The sequence below is a fragment of the Shewanella sp. 8A genome, assembly GCF_023475945.1.
Classification (GTDB): domain Bacteria; phylum Pseudomonadota; class Gammaproteobacteria; order Enterobacterales; family Shewanellaceae; genus Shewanella; species Shewanella xiamenensis.
In genome coordinates this window covers 182706-195993 of sequence record NZ_JAMDJP010000007.1, presented here as the reverse complement: position 1 = coordinate 195993, position 13288 = coordinate 182706, and the positions used below count along the sequence as shown (strand labels likewise).

General features: G+C 44.9%; 16 protein-coding genes and 1 pseudogene. 4 read left to right on the top strand and 13 right to left on the bottom strand.

Annotation, left to right across the window (positions count from 1 at the left end; genetic code table 11):
• The first annotated feature begins 94 nt into the window (after positions 1-94).
• Together tnpB and tnpC are read left to right on the top strand one after the other, a co-directional pair.
• Positions 95-430, top strand: a complete 336-nt coding sequence (tnpB, locus tag M0413_RS07850) for an IS66 family insertion sequence element accessory protein TnpB (protein WP_192937895.1) — start codon at positions 95-97, stop codon at positions 428-430.
• 92 nt (positions 431-522) lie between these two features.
• Positions 523-2082, top strand: coding sequence for an IS66 family transposase (gene tnpC / locus M0413_RS07845; RefSeq protein WP_099458459.1), 1560 nt, complete (start codon positions 523-525; stop codon positions 2080-2082).
• Positions 2083-2547: 465 nt separating this feature from the next.
• Here the strand turns inward: tnpC and M0413_RS07840 are convergent.
• The 7 genes and pseudogenes from M0413_RS07840 to M0413_RS07810 all read right to left on the bottom strand — a co-directional run.
• Positions 2548-2817 (bottom strand): annotated as a pseudogene (locus tag M0413_RS07840) (IS481 family transposase); the annotation flags it as partial.
• Positions 2818-2832: 15 nt separating this feature from the next.
• Positions 2833-3372, bottom strand: a complete 540-nt coding sequence (locus M0413_RS07835) for a peptide-methionine (S)-S-oxide reductase (RefSeq protein WP_041413416.1) — start codon at positions 3370-3372, stop codon at positions 2833-2835.
• 29 nt (positions 3373-3401) lie between these two features.
• A complete protein-coding gene (msrA, locus tag M0413_RS07830; RefSeq protein WP_011711652.1) occupies positions 3402-3902 on the bottom strand; it encodes a peptide-methionine (S)-S-oxide reductase MsrA in 501 nt (166 codons plus the stop codon).
• A gap of 2 nt (positions 3903-3904) precedes the next feature.
• A complete protein-coding gene (gene msrB, locus M0413_RS07825; RefSeq protein ID WP_011711653.1) occupies positions 3905-4351 on the bottom strand; it encodes a peptide-methionine (R)-S-oxide reductase MsrB in 447 nt (148 codons plus the stop codon).
• Between the two features lie 236 nt (positions 4352-4587).
• The gene (locus tag M0413_RS07820; protein WP_011711654.1) at positions 4588-5103 is read right to left on the bottom strand and encodes a YkgB family protein; all 516 of its coding nucleotides are present in this window, start codon (positions 5101-5103) and stop codon (positions 4588-4590) included.
• Positions 5104-5240: 137 nt separating this feature from the next.
• Positions 5241-5795 carry a carboxymuconolactone decarboxylase family protein gene (locus tag M0413_RS07815; RefSeq protein WP_011711655.1) on the bottom strand — a complete coding sequence of 185 codons (555 nt, stop codon included), beginning with the start codon at positions 5793-5795 and terminating at the stop codon, positions 5241-5243.
• A gap of 58 nt (positions 5796-5853) precedes the next feature.
• Positions 5854-6015, bottom strand: coding sequence for a peptide-methionine (S)-S-oxide reductase (locus tag M0413_RS07810; RefSeq protein WP_223290059.1), 162 nt, complete (start codon positions 6013-6015; stop codon positions 5854-5856).
• Positions 6016-6883: 868 nt separating this feature from the next.
• On the opposite strand from M0413_RS07810, the gene M0413_RS07805 reads away from it, so the two are divergent.
• On the top strand, positions 6884-8170 hold the full coding sequence (locus M0413_RS07805) for a GAF domain-containing protein (RefSeq protein ID WP_000257537.1): 1287 nt from the start codon (positions 6884-6886) through the stop codon (positions 8168-8170).
• Positions 8171-8787: 617 nt separating this feature from the next.
• The gene (locus tag M0413_RS07795; protein WP_002119794.1) at positions 8788-9765 is read left to right on the top strand and encodes a sensor domain-containing diguanylate cyclase; all 978 of its coding nucleotides are present in this window, start codon (positions 8788-8790) and stop codon (positions 9763-9765) included.
• A gap of 219 nt (positions 9766-9984) precedes the next feature.
• Here M0413_RS07795 and M0413_RS07790 read toward each other — a convergent pair whose 3' ends face one another.
• Genes M0413_RS07790 through M0413_RS07765 form a run of 6 tightly spaced genes read right to left on the bottom strand, consistent with a single transcriptional unit; the run spans position 9985 to position 13286 of the window.
• Positions 9985-10647, bottom strand: a complete 663-nt coding sequence (locus tag M0413_RS07790) for a peptide-methionine (S)-S-oxide reductase MsrA (RefSeq protein ID WP_001281573.1) — start codon at positions 10645-10647, stop codon at positions 9985-9987.
• A 9-nt stretch (positions 10648-10656) separates the two neighbouring features.
• Positions 10657-11931: an acetyl-CoA C-acetyltransferase gene (locus M0413_RS07785; RefSeq protein ID WP_069453486.1), complete on the bottom strand. Its 1275-nt coding sequence runs from the start codon at positions 11929-11931 to the stop codon at positions 10657-10659.
• Positions 11928-12236 (bottom strand): antibiotic biosynthesis monooxygenase family protein, encoded by a 309-nt coding sequence (locus tag M0413_RS07780; RefSeq protein ID WP_002122973.1) that lies wholly within the window; start codon positions 12234-12236, stop codon positions 11928-11930. Before M0413_RS07780 ends, M0413_RS07785 begins: the two co-directional genes overlap by 4 nt.
• A 50-nt stretch (positions 12237-12286) precedes the next feature.
• The gene (locus M0413_RS07775) at positions 12287-12532 is read right to left on the bottom strand and encodes a glutaredoxin family protein (RefSeq protein ID WP_025467194.1); all 246 of its coding nucleotides are present in this window, start codon (positions 12530-12532) and stop codon (positions 12287-12289) included.
• Between the two features lie 21 nt (positions 12533-12553).
• Positions 12554-12994 (bottom strand): peptide-methionine (R)-S-oxide reductase MsrB, encoded by a 441-nt coding sequence (gene msrB / locus M0413_RS07770; protein ID WP_000483554.1) that lies wholly within the window; start codon positions 12992-12994, stop codon positions 12554-12556.
• Between the two features lie 31 nt (positions 12995-13025).
• Complete coding sequence (locus M0413_RS07765; protein ID WP_001076938.1) at positions 13026-13286, bottom strand: glutaredoxin; 261 nt, start codon at positions 13284-13286, stop codon at positions 13026-13028.
• Positions 13287-13288 lie beyond the last annotated feature (2 nt).

Genomic DNA, 13288 nt, shown 5'->3' with positions numbered 1-13288 from the left:
GCTGAACCAGAATATTGGAAGCAAGCGCTGATTGAGAACGAGAATTCAAGTGAGTGATTTTAGAATTTAAAGCTAACTTTACATTTTTGGCGCGTTGGGCAAATTTAGCCATAAACAGCCGGTCGACTTTCGTAAATCCATTAATGGCTTATCGTTGCTGGTCGAGCAAGAGATGCAGCTCTCGCCATTTAGCGGCGCACTGTTTGTGTTTTGTAATCAGCAGCGTACCCGGTTAAAAGTACTGTACTGGGATAGCACCGGGTTTTGCCTGTGGTACAAACGGCTTGAAAAAGACAAGTTCCGCTGGCCACGGCAGATGCCTGGCAAAATACTGTCTATTAGCGAGCAGCAATGGCATTGGCTGTTGCAAGGTGTCGATATCCAAAAAATCACCGCCCATCAGCCACTGCATTACCAGAGTGTGGGCTGATATGACGATCGGCTATAAATCCTTATGATCGCATCCAAAACAATCTAAATCTTACCAAGCACTTAGCTAAATTGGCCGTTATAATGGCGGCCATGAAAAAGATACCAGACACCTTACCTGATGACGTTGCACTGCTCAAGAAAATGCTGCTTGAGCAGACGCAAAAGCTTGAGCGCAAACTGGCGCAAAAAGATAAACGCATCGCCAAATTAGAGCGGGTTAACCAGCAACTGTCGGACAAGTTGCAGCAGTTGCTGGAGCGTTACAACCTGAAGAAGTACCAGAAATTTAGCCCCAGCAGTGAAACCTATGAAGGTGAAGGCGAGGTGTTAAATGAGGCCGAACAGCTTATTGAAGACGAGTCAGTAGCGACAGAGCCAGATACTCAGACGACCGAGAGCGCTAAGAAAGCTGCTAAGCCACGCCGCCCACGGATTGCCCCTGAGCTGCCGCGCGTTGATGTTATCCATGACATTGACGATAAAACCTGTGCTTGCTGTGGCCATGCGCTACATCAAATGGGTGAGGAAGTCAGTGAGCAAATCGAGTTCGTACCGGCACAAATCCGGGTGCTCAGAAACGTGCGGCTGAAATACAGCTGCCGGCAGTGTGAAACCACGGACACCAAGGTCGACATTAAAATTGCCGATGTGCCACCGGCGGTTATCCCTAAGAGCATGACCACACCGAGTCTGCTTGCCCAAATCATCAGCAGCAAAATGCACTATGGCTTACCGCTTTATCGTCAGGAGCAGTTGTTTAATCAGGCCGGTATTGAGCTTAGCCGTCAAACGATGAGCCGCTGGCTGATAAGCTGTGCAGAGAAACTGAAACCGTTACTGGCGTTAATGAAAGCTGAGCTTCTGAAACAGCCCGTGCTGTGGGCAGATGAAACCACGGTTAATGTGCTGGATGTTGAGAAAAGCACCTGTTATATGTGGGTATATGGCTGTGGCTTAGAAAAAAGTACCGGCCCCAAGCTCGTGCTGTTTGATTATCAGGATAGTCGCAGCAGTAAACATCCCACCGACTTCCTGGCGGGGTTTAACGGTTATCTGCAGGTCGACGGTTATGCCGGATATGAGAAAACCCACGCAACCTTAGTCGGCTGCTGGGCGCATGCCAGACGCAAGTTCGTCGAAGCCCAAAAAGCGCAGGGCAAAGGCAAAACGGGTAAGGCCGATGTGGCCCTTAACCATATCCAGAAACTCTATGCGCTGGAGAGTAAATTAAAAACTGCGCCGCCTGATAAGAAATATGAAGCCAGGCAAACGCTAGCCAAGCCGTTGCTCGCGCAATTCAAAAGCTGGTTGGATAAATCAAGCGAGAGTGTCACGAAAGAAAGTTTACTGGGAGCGGCTATTACGTATAGCCTGAATCAGTGGCCCAAGCTTGTCCGCTATCTGGATGATGGCTGTCTGAATATCGACAACAATCGTGCGGAGCGCGCCATCAAACCGTTCGTGATTGGTCGCAAGGCGTGGTTGTTCGCTAATACCAAGACGGGAGCACAAGCCAGTGCGGCACTGTACAGCCTGGTCGAGACCTCAAAAATCAACGGACTGGAGCCGTATGATTACCTATGCCGCTTATTAACCGAGCTACCCAAAGCCAACACCCAAGAGAAACTACAGCAACTCCTGCCTTACTGATCACCAGCCACACCGCAAGGTGTGGTTGGCGTTACGCTTACCTCTGGTTGGTGATGATCCGCAGTAGTGCACTTTTCATAAAAATCGCCTGCAAAATATACATTAAATCAATATATATCAGATCAGTGCATATTGGTAGTGTCAAGGTTAAATAATAGGCAATTTTGTACTAGGTAGCGTTTTAATTTGATTATGGACTTTATGCTATACCGATAAATACACAGGAAATTTTTTTCACAAAAGTGTATGAATGTTGATAGAAGCAACAAGCTACCATCGAAGGGCGTTTCCAAAGATATTGGTATAACAGAGCATCGAACAGACTCAGTTGGAAAGGATCTCGCGTAGAAGCTCTATCATCTTCACGGATAACTCGCGTTTCCAACGATAAATTAGTTTGGGATTATGTAGGGTAACGTTGTTGTATCGTTATGTGATTTTACTCACTTAGCGCGGTGTACAGAACTACTGGATCAGATCAGTTTCAACTGACGTTCTGCCGTTGCACATTTTGCCCTGATGAGTTCGTTCATTGTTGTAAGACAGCCACTCATCCTGATCATTTTGCCGCGTCTCCAGCGTTTGATTAACTTGTTGCGAAAAGCCACCTGATAAAACTCGTTCAGGATCGCCTTATCAAACTGCTCGCAGATCCCATTCGTTTGCGGTGACATCGTTTTAGTTTTCGTGTGATCGATGCCACTACTAGAGTTGGTAATCATGACGCTCGAACTTGCAGAGTAGCACAGCCTATATCGATGTTAACTCTACACCTGACTCTGTCAATTTATGCGTATCAACATAGTGGCTGAAACGTGCTAATAAGAAGGTGAGTTTTGGATGAATGTACCTTTGACAAAATGGTCTGTTGGGTGCTGTATAAAAGTAGTCGATAAGCTCAGTTTTATTCGCTTTAAAATCCTTAAAAAAATAAACCTGAGTAATGACTGGCTGCTCAAAATCAGCTCTACAGGCATCTAATATGTTTACAGCCTGGTTATACTGAACCTCATCATAAGCGTATATCGCTGAACGATATTTACCACGCATTGAGTGGTTTGATGTGCTCGCGTGAGTATGTAAATGGATTTCGATCAAGGTTGATAAAGAAATAACAGTCGGATCAAAAACCACTTCAATGGCTTCGCTGAACTGAGCGTTGTCACCAATTGAGGCGATCCAACCTTGATTGACAGTAGCAATGCCAATAAGTGATGAAAATACGCCTTCGGTGCACCAGTGACAACCACCGCCTAAGCCGATTGTATTAAGGGTGGTTGTCGTATGCAAATTGCAAGTCTGTGTGGGCTGCTGCAAACTCATTGAGATGAGGGCAACTTCCAGTCTGGTCTGGGGAAGTGGCAGGTATAGCCATTTGGTCGGAGTTCCAAATAGTCCTGATGCATAGCCTCCGCTTCCCAAAAATCACTTGCAGGTTCGACTTCAGTCACTACTTTTCCAGGCCATAATCCCGAAGCATCCACGTCAGCAATGGTTTTTACTGCCTCAGCATGCTGTGCCTCAGAGGTATAATAAATGGCTGAGCGATAAGATGTGCCCTTGTCATTACCTTGTCTATTTACTGTACTAGGGTCATGAATCTGAAAGAAAAACTCTAAAATTTGTCGATAGCTGGTGATTTCATTATCGAACATTATTTCAATGCCTTCAGCATGGTTACCATGATTGCGGTAGGTAGCATTAGCCACTTCACCACCGGTATAACCTACTCGGGTTGAAGTGATACCGGGACGTTTGCGGATAAGATCCTGCATGCCCCAAAAGCAGCCACCGGCTAATACTGCGCGTTCAATTGCCATAATTAAATGTCCTCTACTTGGTCTAAATACTCTGCGTAACCTTTACTTGCCATTTCTTCCCTAGGAATAAAACGTAATGACGCTGAGTTAATACAATAACGTAGGCCACCCTGGTCTTTGGGACCGTCTGAAAATACATGGCCTAAGTGACTGTCGCCATGAGTTGAGCGCACTTCTGTGCGGGTCATGCCGTGCGACCTATCAGTGATTTCAATTACGTTGACAGAGTCTATCGCTTTGGTAAAGCTCGGCCAACCACACCCTGATTCATACTTGGCAGAAGACGCAAATAAAGGCTCACCTGACACGATATCCACGTAAATGCCGGGCTTGGTGTTCTTTAGCAATTCACCAGTCCCTGGACGCTCTGTACCATTTTCTTGCGTCACCCGATACTGCTCCTTAGTCAGAGCAGAAATCGCATTCATAGATTTTTGATAGGTATTCATAAATGTCCTCTTATAGAGTAGAGCCATGTGCCTTTCAGATTATAAGAGACCTTCTGTTTACAGAATTTATTTCACTTAGGCCGTTAACCCGAAAAAATGATCTGATCCAGTAGTTCTGTACACCGCGCTAAGTGAGTAAAATCACATAACGAGGTGCCTATGACAGCTAAAAAGAACTGCAAGACCTATACCGCAGAATTTAAGGCCCTCTAACTTATAGTTGTTTCGGATGCGGCTTATTTGTTTTTGTGCTCCAGTGCTGTAAGTGATGTGCCTACGATAAATATAGACACGACAAACAAGCCTAAATCTTTTAGCAAAAACTGGCCAGGAACCACAGAGATCGCAGGAAACCCAAGAGATGCCTCAAAAACACCGGGTGTAGTCAGCATGAACGACAATGTCGTAAAAAAGAGTCCGGTTGAAAGTACACCGCCCAAGATTGCGAGCTTAGGGGAGAAAACTCGTGCAGCGATTAACAGGCCAACTGAAATTTCAAGCACACCCAGAAAATTTGAGAATCCTTGAATGCTGAGGAAACTATACATCCATGAAAGCAGAGGGCTATTACTAACAAAACCATGTATACCGTTTGCTTCGTAGCTAGTGAATTTCATACCACCAAACCACAAATATATTATCGTCATGGCAACGTAGATGCCACCTATACCAAACTTAGTGACTTTTGCACCGAGATTATTACTAAGGATATTGGTAGTCTGGACACCATTTTCAATTTCGGGAATAGTCATCTTATATCTCCAATTATTTTTAGCCATGTGGACTCACTCTATGTAGCCCACTAAAATGATATGACTCTTGAGAAAAACTATATGTTTACTCGAGTCGAACCTAACTTAGGTAATTGCTGTAGTTGAGCACCAATGGATTAGACATCAATGCCTAGTGGTTGAACGGCCGGGAAGTCGACCTCGGTCTGTGTCACTTCGTTAACGTAGTTAGTGAAAGTGTTCAGGGCAACAGCCAACAGAATATCCACTACATGTGCATCACTGTAGCCAGCGTTCAGCACCGCTTGGACCTGGTCATTGCTGACTTGCCCGCGCTGGCGGACTACGGCGGCAGCAAAACGCACGGCTGCGTCGGCCTTAGGGTCATTTGATGCACCGCTGCGGTTGGCAGTGAGTTCAGCATCATCAAGCTTGGCCACCTTACGGCCTAGGAAGGAATGGCCAGCAAGGCAATAATCGCAGCCGTTGATCTCAGCGACGGCTAGGGCAATACGCTCAAGAGTCGCTGTACCCAAGCCGCCCTGTGCTGATGCTGCGCTCAATTGCAGGTAGCCAGTCAGCGCAGCAGGGCTGTTGGCAACGACGCGGAACATGTTAGGAACGCGGCCCAGTTGTTTTTCCACAGCCTTGAGTGAGGTATGGGTAGCAGTAGGCGCGGCGTCGATTGTGGTAGGGGTGTTCAAACGTGACATAAATTTCTCCTAGTGATTTGAAAGACAGCACGCTGTATTGGCGTGGAATAAATTGTATTTAAGAAGGTTCTGCTTGATAATCCGTTGCTATCAGACAGCTCATCTTCACGTCTTGCGCAGTCGCCATTTCAGTGCCACTACACACCTTCGTTGACGTCACGCCGTCCTGATTTCTAAGGAGGTCTTCGAGACTCCAAAAACACCCTCCGGCAACGATCACATTATTTATTTTTCATAAAGCCTCCTTGGTTTTTATCTATTTACTAATGGAACTGAATTTACAGCATGTAAAATAGATATAACATGCTCAATAGTTCGTATAATGTGACTTATTAGACAGTTTACGTAGGGGCTATGTATGGATGCAGACTTTGGATATCAGATTAAAAGAGTTGTGAAATTAAGGGTTCACGAAAAACTGCAAATATAGGGCAAATCAGATTGTCTATACCCATAATTTAGAGCGCCCGAGCATCAGGAACTCACTGAAAGCAGACGTTTCTGAAAATAAACAAGGCACAGCGCTTGAAAATTTCGAGACATCAACGTTTTGCCAAAAGGCTAAAAATGCGTGCACTACTCATTTCGCATTTAAAGAGAGCATCGGTTATTAGGCAATAACGATGTGGCCAAAATTTGTCGACCACTACACTATCTCGTAAACGAGTTTGATAGACGTCAACTAGTACGTATTTTTAGTGTAAGGTCATATTAATGCACGATGCTAAACTCTGCTGTGAGCTAGGTAGGATGTATAAATACCATAAATATTTCAATGCTTTACTTTTTAAAGCTCAAGTGAGTTACTCAGTTCCGACTGTTGGTGGCAGATTTGGAATCTCGCGATTTGTCTTAAATGTCAGCCAAGCAAGTCTCTCGCTAATAAAGTGTTGACTATCCCTGACAAAGTAACAATTTCTTGCCATAATCAGACTTAAGCACTTTACTTAGAGTGTATGTGCGCCGCTTAATGCATCAATGCTGCTAATTCCCTGATTGACATCAATCACTTTGTTTCCTGTTTGATACTCTGAGATAAACAAGATCGAATGATGCAAAAGGGGACTATTTAAATACTGAGGGAACAAATGGCAGTAGATTTGAGCATAGAAACCGCTCTGCTCCTAGAGCGCTGGCAAGGCATTGTAAACTCGATGGCTCAAGTCGCGGAAGTGCCTTGTGTGCTGATTAATCGATTAGATAAAAACGAAATTTGTCAGGCTGTTGGCAGTGTGTCAGTACCAACTTTTTATTGCGGTGAACCTGTTCCATTGGCACTTAACACTTATTGTTCCCAAGTCATTTCCAGTAACCAGCCATTACTAGTTGAAAATGCAATCGGTACCCGATATGAAAACAATAACCCAACATTTGCAGCAGGCTTTAGTTATTACTATGGCCTGCCATTGCTTTGGCCTAGCGGAAAAACTTTCGGTACTTTGTGTATGTTGGACTTTTCAAGCCCAGATCGGGCATCACAACACTGTTCCTTACTCACACTTTTTAAGCAGGCCATTGAATACGATTTACAGATGCTTCAACAACAGCAAGATCTGCTAAAGCGTGAGCAACAAGCAGACAAAAAATTTATACAACTATTCAATGAGATGTCAAATAGGATAAGACCGGTAACTAATAATAAGTTGCTTCAATCTGAGTTGTTTGTACTTTTGACAAGCCAATACCAATACTGGCATCAGGAACTGGATAAGCAGCTTAATCAAACCGTCCTGACTGATGAAAACTCCATTCATATAGCGGCACTGGTTCGAATTTGGTCAAATTTGTTGGCGATTGCCCATGAAACAGAATGGTTGAGAGCTACGGCAGTTCTAGAACCTTATAGTTGTGATGCTGTTGCGTCACTGGTCAATGCAACTCCATTATTAGAACAAGCAGTGTATAAAACAGCGCTGACCCTTGGTGCTGATCTCGTTTTGAGGAGTCATTTGCCTAATCCACTGTTACTAAGTGGGAAACCAGAGTTATGGTCTCTGATAGGACTAGCTATCACGAGCTTTTTAGTTGTTGGCGCCAGCGGTACAAGTATAACTATTTTTGTCAGTAACCGATTAAAAGGTAAGTACAGAGTTTTGGAATGGTCCCTTCTTGTAAAAGGCCAGACGATGCCGCTGCGTTTTACCCGCGATAATCAAGCGCTTTATGGTTTTGCAACAGTATGTGCCGAGTTAGCGGGTGCTGTTCTTGAATCTGGTGAGTGGCAATTAACTGAGAGTCTTCAGCAACAGAGTCGTTATCTCAACTCAAATCGTGATCACGTTGACGACATTGAAAGCAGGAATGCTTCAAGAACTGCTAATGGCATAACCAGGCTTATCTGCTTATCGATACCGGTGATGGGAGACGATTTATAAACACTCAGCGATGATCAGCGAAGTTGTGTTTTAGTTTTCTTGTTGGCACTACATCCGGTATGGCGGCCTTTAATCTGAGAGTGACACTTGGGATAACTGAAAAACTGGCTGTGATTCTGCTGAACGGAGCTTGGTGCTAAGCATGTTGGCGTCATTCAAAGCAAGGTCAACACTGCTATTAACGTTTACGATTATCTGACGGACGTGCTGCTGCGCGTCAACCAACATCCAGTAAGCAAGGTACATGAACTAATGCCGAAGTTACGGAAAGCTCAGTTCGAAAGCGCATTACAGCGTTCAGCTCTATTTAGCAATCCCGATGCTTCGGTAAAATAAGCCACGGAAAATGCTCCGGAGGCCGCATGCACACTAAATAGATGACGTTAGACGAAGAGTTGGATTTAAACGAGCAAATTATAGAGCCTGCGACCGGAAAAGCCAAAAGTTTATAAATACAGCTAAAACTCAAATCAAGCAGGCGAATATTGTACAAAACAATACCATTGCTACAGAGATAACTTCAAGTCTGACAGATCTATGCTAGAGTTAAATCAACGATTTAATTCATTTTTCTATGCAGGATCTTTGAAAAATGCAGTAGAAAAACGGAGAAGTACATGACCTTTAGTTTAGCTCAAACAGCTAGTGCAGAAACCACACTAAAAGCACCTGCTGAAGCAGATCAGAACCTGCGGGATATCACTGAACTGGCGTGTTATATCTGTGATGCACCAGTGGCTATGGTGACGCGAACCGATGACACAAAGCTGAATCTAATTGCAAAAGTTGGTATTTCGCGTACCTCTGTATTAATTAAAGAGTCCTTTTGCGTGTATGCAATGGAAACACCTGATGCGGTAATGGTGGTCCCTGACGCTACTTTAGATCACAGATTCAGTACCAATGCTATGGTGATTTCAGGACCTGGCTACCGATTTTATGCTGGCTCGCCGCTGATTGATCCCGAAGGTGCAGTGATTGGTACTATTTGTGTCTATGATCATGTTCCTAAGCAGCTGAACCAGCGGCAGATAAGCTCTTTGCAGGCTCTGTCCAGACAAGTGATCGCCATACTGGAGCTGAAAAAAGTCGGCGAACAATTACATAATACCAGCATGACGGATGCGCTGACAGGGGTGAACAACAGAAGAGCTTTTGACCTCAAGTTTGAAGCTGAATTTGCTCGCTGGCAAAGAACAGGACAATCTTTTGTACTGGCATTGATTGATATTGATCACTTTAAGAGTTTTAACGACAGCTATGGTCATGCCGCAGGAGATGAGGCACTGAGTCAAGTCGCGGCTCTGTTTCAGCGCCATAGCAGGAACTATGACTTTTTCGCCCGTTATGGTGGTGAAGAGTTTGTGCTGATCCTGCCAGGCACAGACACAGCGTCCGCAAATAAAACACTGGAAAAGTTAAGGCTGGTAGTGGCTAACCATGAGTGGTTATTACGACAATTAACGGTCAGCATAGGTTTGGCCAGCGCTGATTTATTTGACGACAAAAAGCAGTTGCTCGAAGTCGCCGATCAGATGTTATACAAAGCTAAAACCCAAGGCCGCAATCAAACCAGTGTGTTCGCCACACTGTAAGAGATCTGTTCATGCTGCGCTGATCTCAAGACCTCATAAAAACTGAGGTCTTGCTTCGGTCGATAAGCTGGTCTGATATTGGCATTATTTATTCCTTTCAAATACATGGGTAATGCGACTTACACAGATTTTTTATGCTCTCTTGGACTCCATGTGAAGGAGATCGTCACATTCTTTACATATAGAAAATAGAGTTCTTTAGCCAGCTGCAATTTCAGATTAACCGATTCGGTAAGCTTTCTGCATTTCCGGAGACAACTTTTTTAGCCAGCTTGAGAGACTGAAGCCTTTTCTATCGGTACTATTTAATTTAGTAAAATACAGATGTTCATCCCAGCGAGGACCGAAATCTACTTCTGCAAGACTTACAAGCTGTTTGTTTCTGCGAAGACGATGCTTTTGATGGTAATCTTCGGCGGGCCAAAAATAACCATTTTGTTCTCCGGCCTCAATCACCTCGGGAGATTTCTCCTTTCCAATCGCTTGAATCAGTTCTTCAGCTACTTGTTTTTGCTCCAGATCAAAAACAAAAAGTATCTGGCGATACTGGCCCTGCTTTCTACCATGAACAGACCATGATTCAAAACTTCCAAGAAGTTCCCTGTAGCTGATTTGGTCTTTATCGTAGATCACTCTGACGACTTCGGCGTGTCCGTTGATGTTGCGGTAACTCGGATCCAGAGTTGATGCTCCAGCGTAGCCAACACGTGTTTGCACTACTCCCTGCGTCCCTCCAAAATTAGAATCCGGTCCCCAAAAGCAACCCATGCCGAAAACCGTTTGACTAAGCTTCCCGATTTTCAATGCTTCTTCGATTGCTTCAGGGGTTGCAAATTCATAGCTTTCAACACCGTCTTCTTTATTCATTTTTAGATCCGACATATTTTTCTCCTAACTTTCAAGAATTGTAGCCACTCCCATTCCTCCCGCCGTGCAAACGACGATAAGGCCACGTTTTCCAGGACCAGCTGAGTGCAGTATCTTTGCTAAAACTCCGACGATCTTAGCGCCAGTAGCCGCAAACGGATGCCCAAGGGCAATGCTACTTCCACGGACATTTAGCTTCGAGCGGTCAATTTTTCCGAGAGGCTCTGATCGTCCCAAACGTGTTTTGCAGTATTCAGCAGACTCCCACGCCTTCATCGTGCAGAGCACTTGTCCAGCGAACGCCTCGTGAATTTCGTAAAAATCAAAATCCTGAAGCTTTAAGCCGTTTCGCTTCAATAATTCACTGACCGCCACAGTTGGAGCCATGAGCAAACCTTCGCCAGCGACGTAATCCACGGCAGAAGTATGAGAATCCACAATCTTGGCCAACAGCGGCCAATTATTCTTTTTAGCCTCTTCTTCGGAAGCCAAAAGAACGGTGGACGAGCCATCCGTGAGTGAACTCGAGTTGCCTGCCGTCAGAGTTCCTTTTTCGGATCGATCAAATGCTGGCTTTAGCTTTGCCAACTTCTCTAAAGTCGTATCGCCACGCATGATTCCATCCGTACTTTTTCCTAAAAATGGAAAAACGAGATCGGCATAAAAGCCGTCTTTGTACGCTTTCGCGGCGTTCAGATGGCTTGCCAGAGCCAGCTCGTCTTGCTCTTGCCGGGAAATTTTCCATTCTTTGACCATCAACTCACAATGTTCACCCATTGACTTCCCTGTTCGCGGTTCAACGACGGCGGGTGGCACGGGTTTTAAATCGCTCGGCCTAAAGCTCAAAAAGATTCTTAGTTTCTCGCCGAGTGTTCTGGCCGAATTCAATGCAACGAGCTTCTGCGAGAACGAACGAGTCACCATAATTGGCAAGTCGCTATTGCTATCCACGCCGCCCGCAATACCGCTCTCGATTTGGTAGCTGGATATTTTGTGTGCGATCTGAATCGTAGTTTCTAAACTGGTACCGCAAGCCCGCTGCACGTTATATGCTGGCGTATTCGGATGTAAGCCAGAAGCCTGAACAACTTCACGCGCAAAGTTCCAGTTGGCCGAACTTTGCATGAGTGCACCCAGAGCCACGTCACCCACGACTTTGCCCTTTAAGTTATATCTTTCGACTAAACTTTTCAGGCTAGCGGTCATAAGCTCTGGCGTGGTGACATCTCGATAGGCAGTCATTGATTTCATAAATGGAATACGGACGCCACCTACGACATAAGTAGTTCTCGTTTTCATAATTTCACCTCCGGCTTTGTGTGCCGTTCAAAAACTTCTCCGACCTTCACGTCGTACGATTCAAAAATGTAGTCTTTGCCAAGCATCTTGGCTTTTTTGTGTTCGGGATGCTTATCCCAAGCATCGAAAGCTTCTCTGGTAAGGAACTCGACAATTAGAACATCTTCACCGTTAGGAGAAGAAAACCGCTCATGGCTTCCGTAACCAGGAATGGCTTCGACAAGCGCGGACATCTCGGCGTATCTTCTTTCAAACTCCCCACCGTGCTCCTTGGCAACACGACTGCGGAAAACTGCTATAATCATTGATCTGACTCCTTACTAAGCTAATTACAATCCTCAAAAAAAAGATCTCGTTATTTCATCGAAGCTTCCAACCACTTGTCGAGATCCTTGAACTTGGGGTTTCTCAGCTTCTTTGTCCCAACCAGTATTGTCGGGAAATTTAACTTTCCAGTAGTATAAAGGGATCGCAGTTCATCAGCTGCCGCGTCGTCTTCGTGAACATCTAAAAAATCAAACTCGATTCCTTTTTCTTTCAAGTACGACTGGTAAATCTTGGTTTTGTGGCAGTCCTTATGACCGAACAGCTTAATCCCCACGACCCCCTCCATTTTCTAAAATTACTCTACAAACTTCAACGACTCCGAGTTGATGCAGAATCGAGCCCCAGAGGGCTCAGGACCGTCTGGAAAAACGTGCCCTAAGTGGGCTTCGCACACATTGCATAGCACTTCGATTCTTCGTCCGTAAGTCGTGTCCAGTTCATATTGAATTACGTTGTCGGCGACGGGCTCAGAAAAACTCGGCCAACCTGTTCCCGAATCAAACTTAACGTTCGAGTCAAAGAGTTCGGTGTCGCAGCCCGCGCAGGCATACCGTCCTGCCTCATAAAATGAACAGAGTTCCCCAGTGTGAGGGCGCTCGGTGCCTTTCTTCCGCATGACATTAAATTGAGCGGGCGTCAGAATTTTTTTCCACTCTTCCTCGCTCTTTTCTACTTTTCTAGGAGGAGCGGGAGTGCCGTTATCGAGATAGTTGTTAATGCTTTCCCAGTTGAACATAAATTTGCTCCTTTATTTTTGGGTTTGTTCTTTAGCTATCAATCCACGCGAAGAAGTCAGTCGCGCTACCAATGAATTTTCCATCCACAAAAACTTGCGGAACAGTTTGAAGGTTGGTTTTTTTCTTCAACTCATCATAAGTCTTGGGATCGTCATCCACGCGAATTTGTTTAAAATCAACTTTTTCAGAAGTTAAGTACTCCTTCACGCGTTTACTAAACGGACAATGGTCTTTTGTGTAGATGACAACGTTCTTAAGTTCTTTCATTTTTTCCTCTTTCGTTTGATTCATGG

Excerpts from the sequence above, each read along its gene's own strand:
- M0413_RS07765 (WP_001076938.1), bottom strand. The coding sequence starts at position 13,286 with ATGAATCAAACGAAAGAGGAAAAAATGAAAGAACTTAAGAACGTTGTC.
- M0413_RS07790 (WP_001281573.1), bottom strand. The coding sequence starts at position 10,647 with ATGTCGGATCTAAAAATGAATAAAGAAGACGGTGTTGAAAGCTATGAA.
- M0413_RS07815 (WP_011711655.1), bottom strand. The coding sequence starts at position 5,795 with ATGTCACGTTTGAACACCCCTACCACAATCGACGCCGCGCCTACTGCT.
- M0413_RS07795 (WP_002119794.1), top strand. The coding sequence starts at position 8,788 with ATGACCTTTAGTTTAGCTCAAACAGCTAGTGCAGAAACCACACTAAAA.
- msrB (WP_011711653.1), bottom strand. The coding sequence starts at position 4,351 with ATGAATACCTATCAAAAATCTATGAATGCGATTTCTGCTCTGACTAAG.
- msrB (WP_000483554.1), bottom strand. The coding sequence starts at position 12,994 with ATGTTCAACTGGGAAAGCATTAACAACTATCTCGATAACGGCACTCCC.
- M0413_RS07780 (WP_002122973.1), bottom strand. The coding sequence starts at position 12,236 with ATGATTATAGCAGTTTTCCGCAGTCGTGTTGCCAAGGAGCACGGTGGG.
- msrA (WP_011711652.1), bottom strand. The coding sequence starts at position 3,902 with ATGGCAATTGAACGCGCAGTATTAGCCGGTGGCTGCTTTTGGGGCATG.
- M0413_RS07785 (WP_069453486.1), bottom strand. The coding sequence starts at position 11,931 with ATGAAAACGAGAACTACTTATGTCGTAGGTGGCGTCCGTATTCCATTT.
- M0413_RS07820 (WP_011711654.1), bottom strand. The coding sequence starts at position 5,103 with ATGACTATTCCCGAAATTGAAAATGGTGTCCAGACTACCAATATCCTT.
- M0413_RS07805 (WP_000257537.1), top strand. The coding sequence starts at position 6,884 with ATGGCAGTAGATTTGAGCATAGAAACCGCTCTGCTCCTAGAGCGCTGG.
- tnpC (WP_099458459.1), top strand. The coding sequence starts at position 523 with ATGAAAAAGATACCAGACACCTTACCTGATGACGTTGCACTGCTCAAG.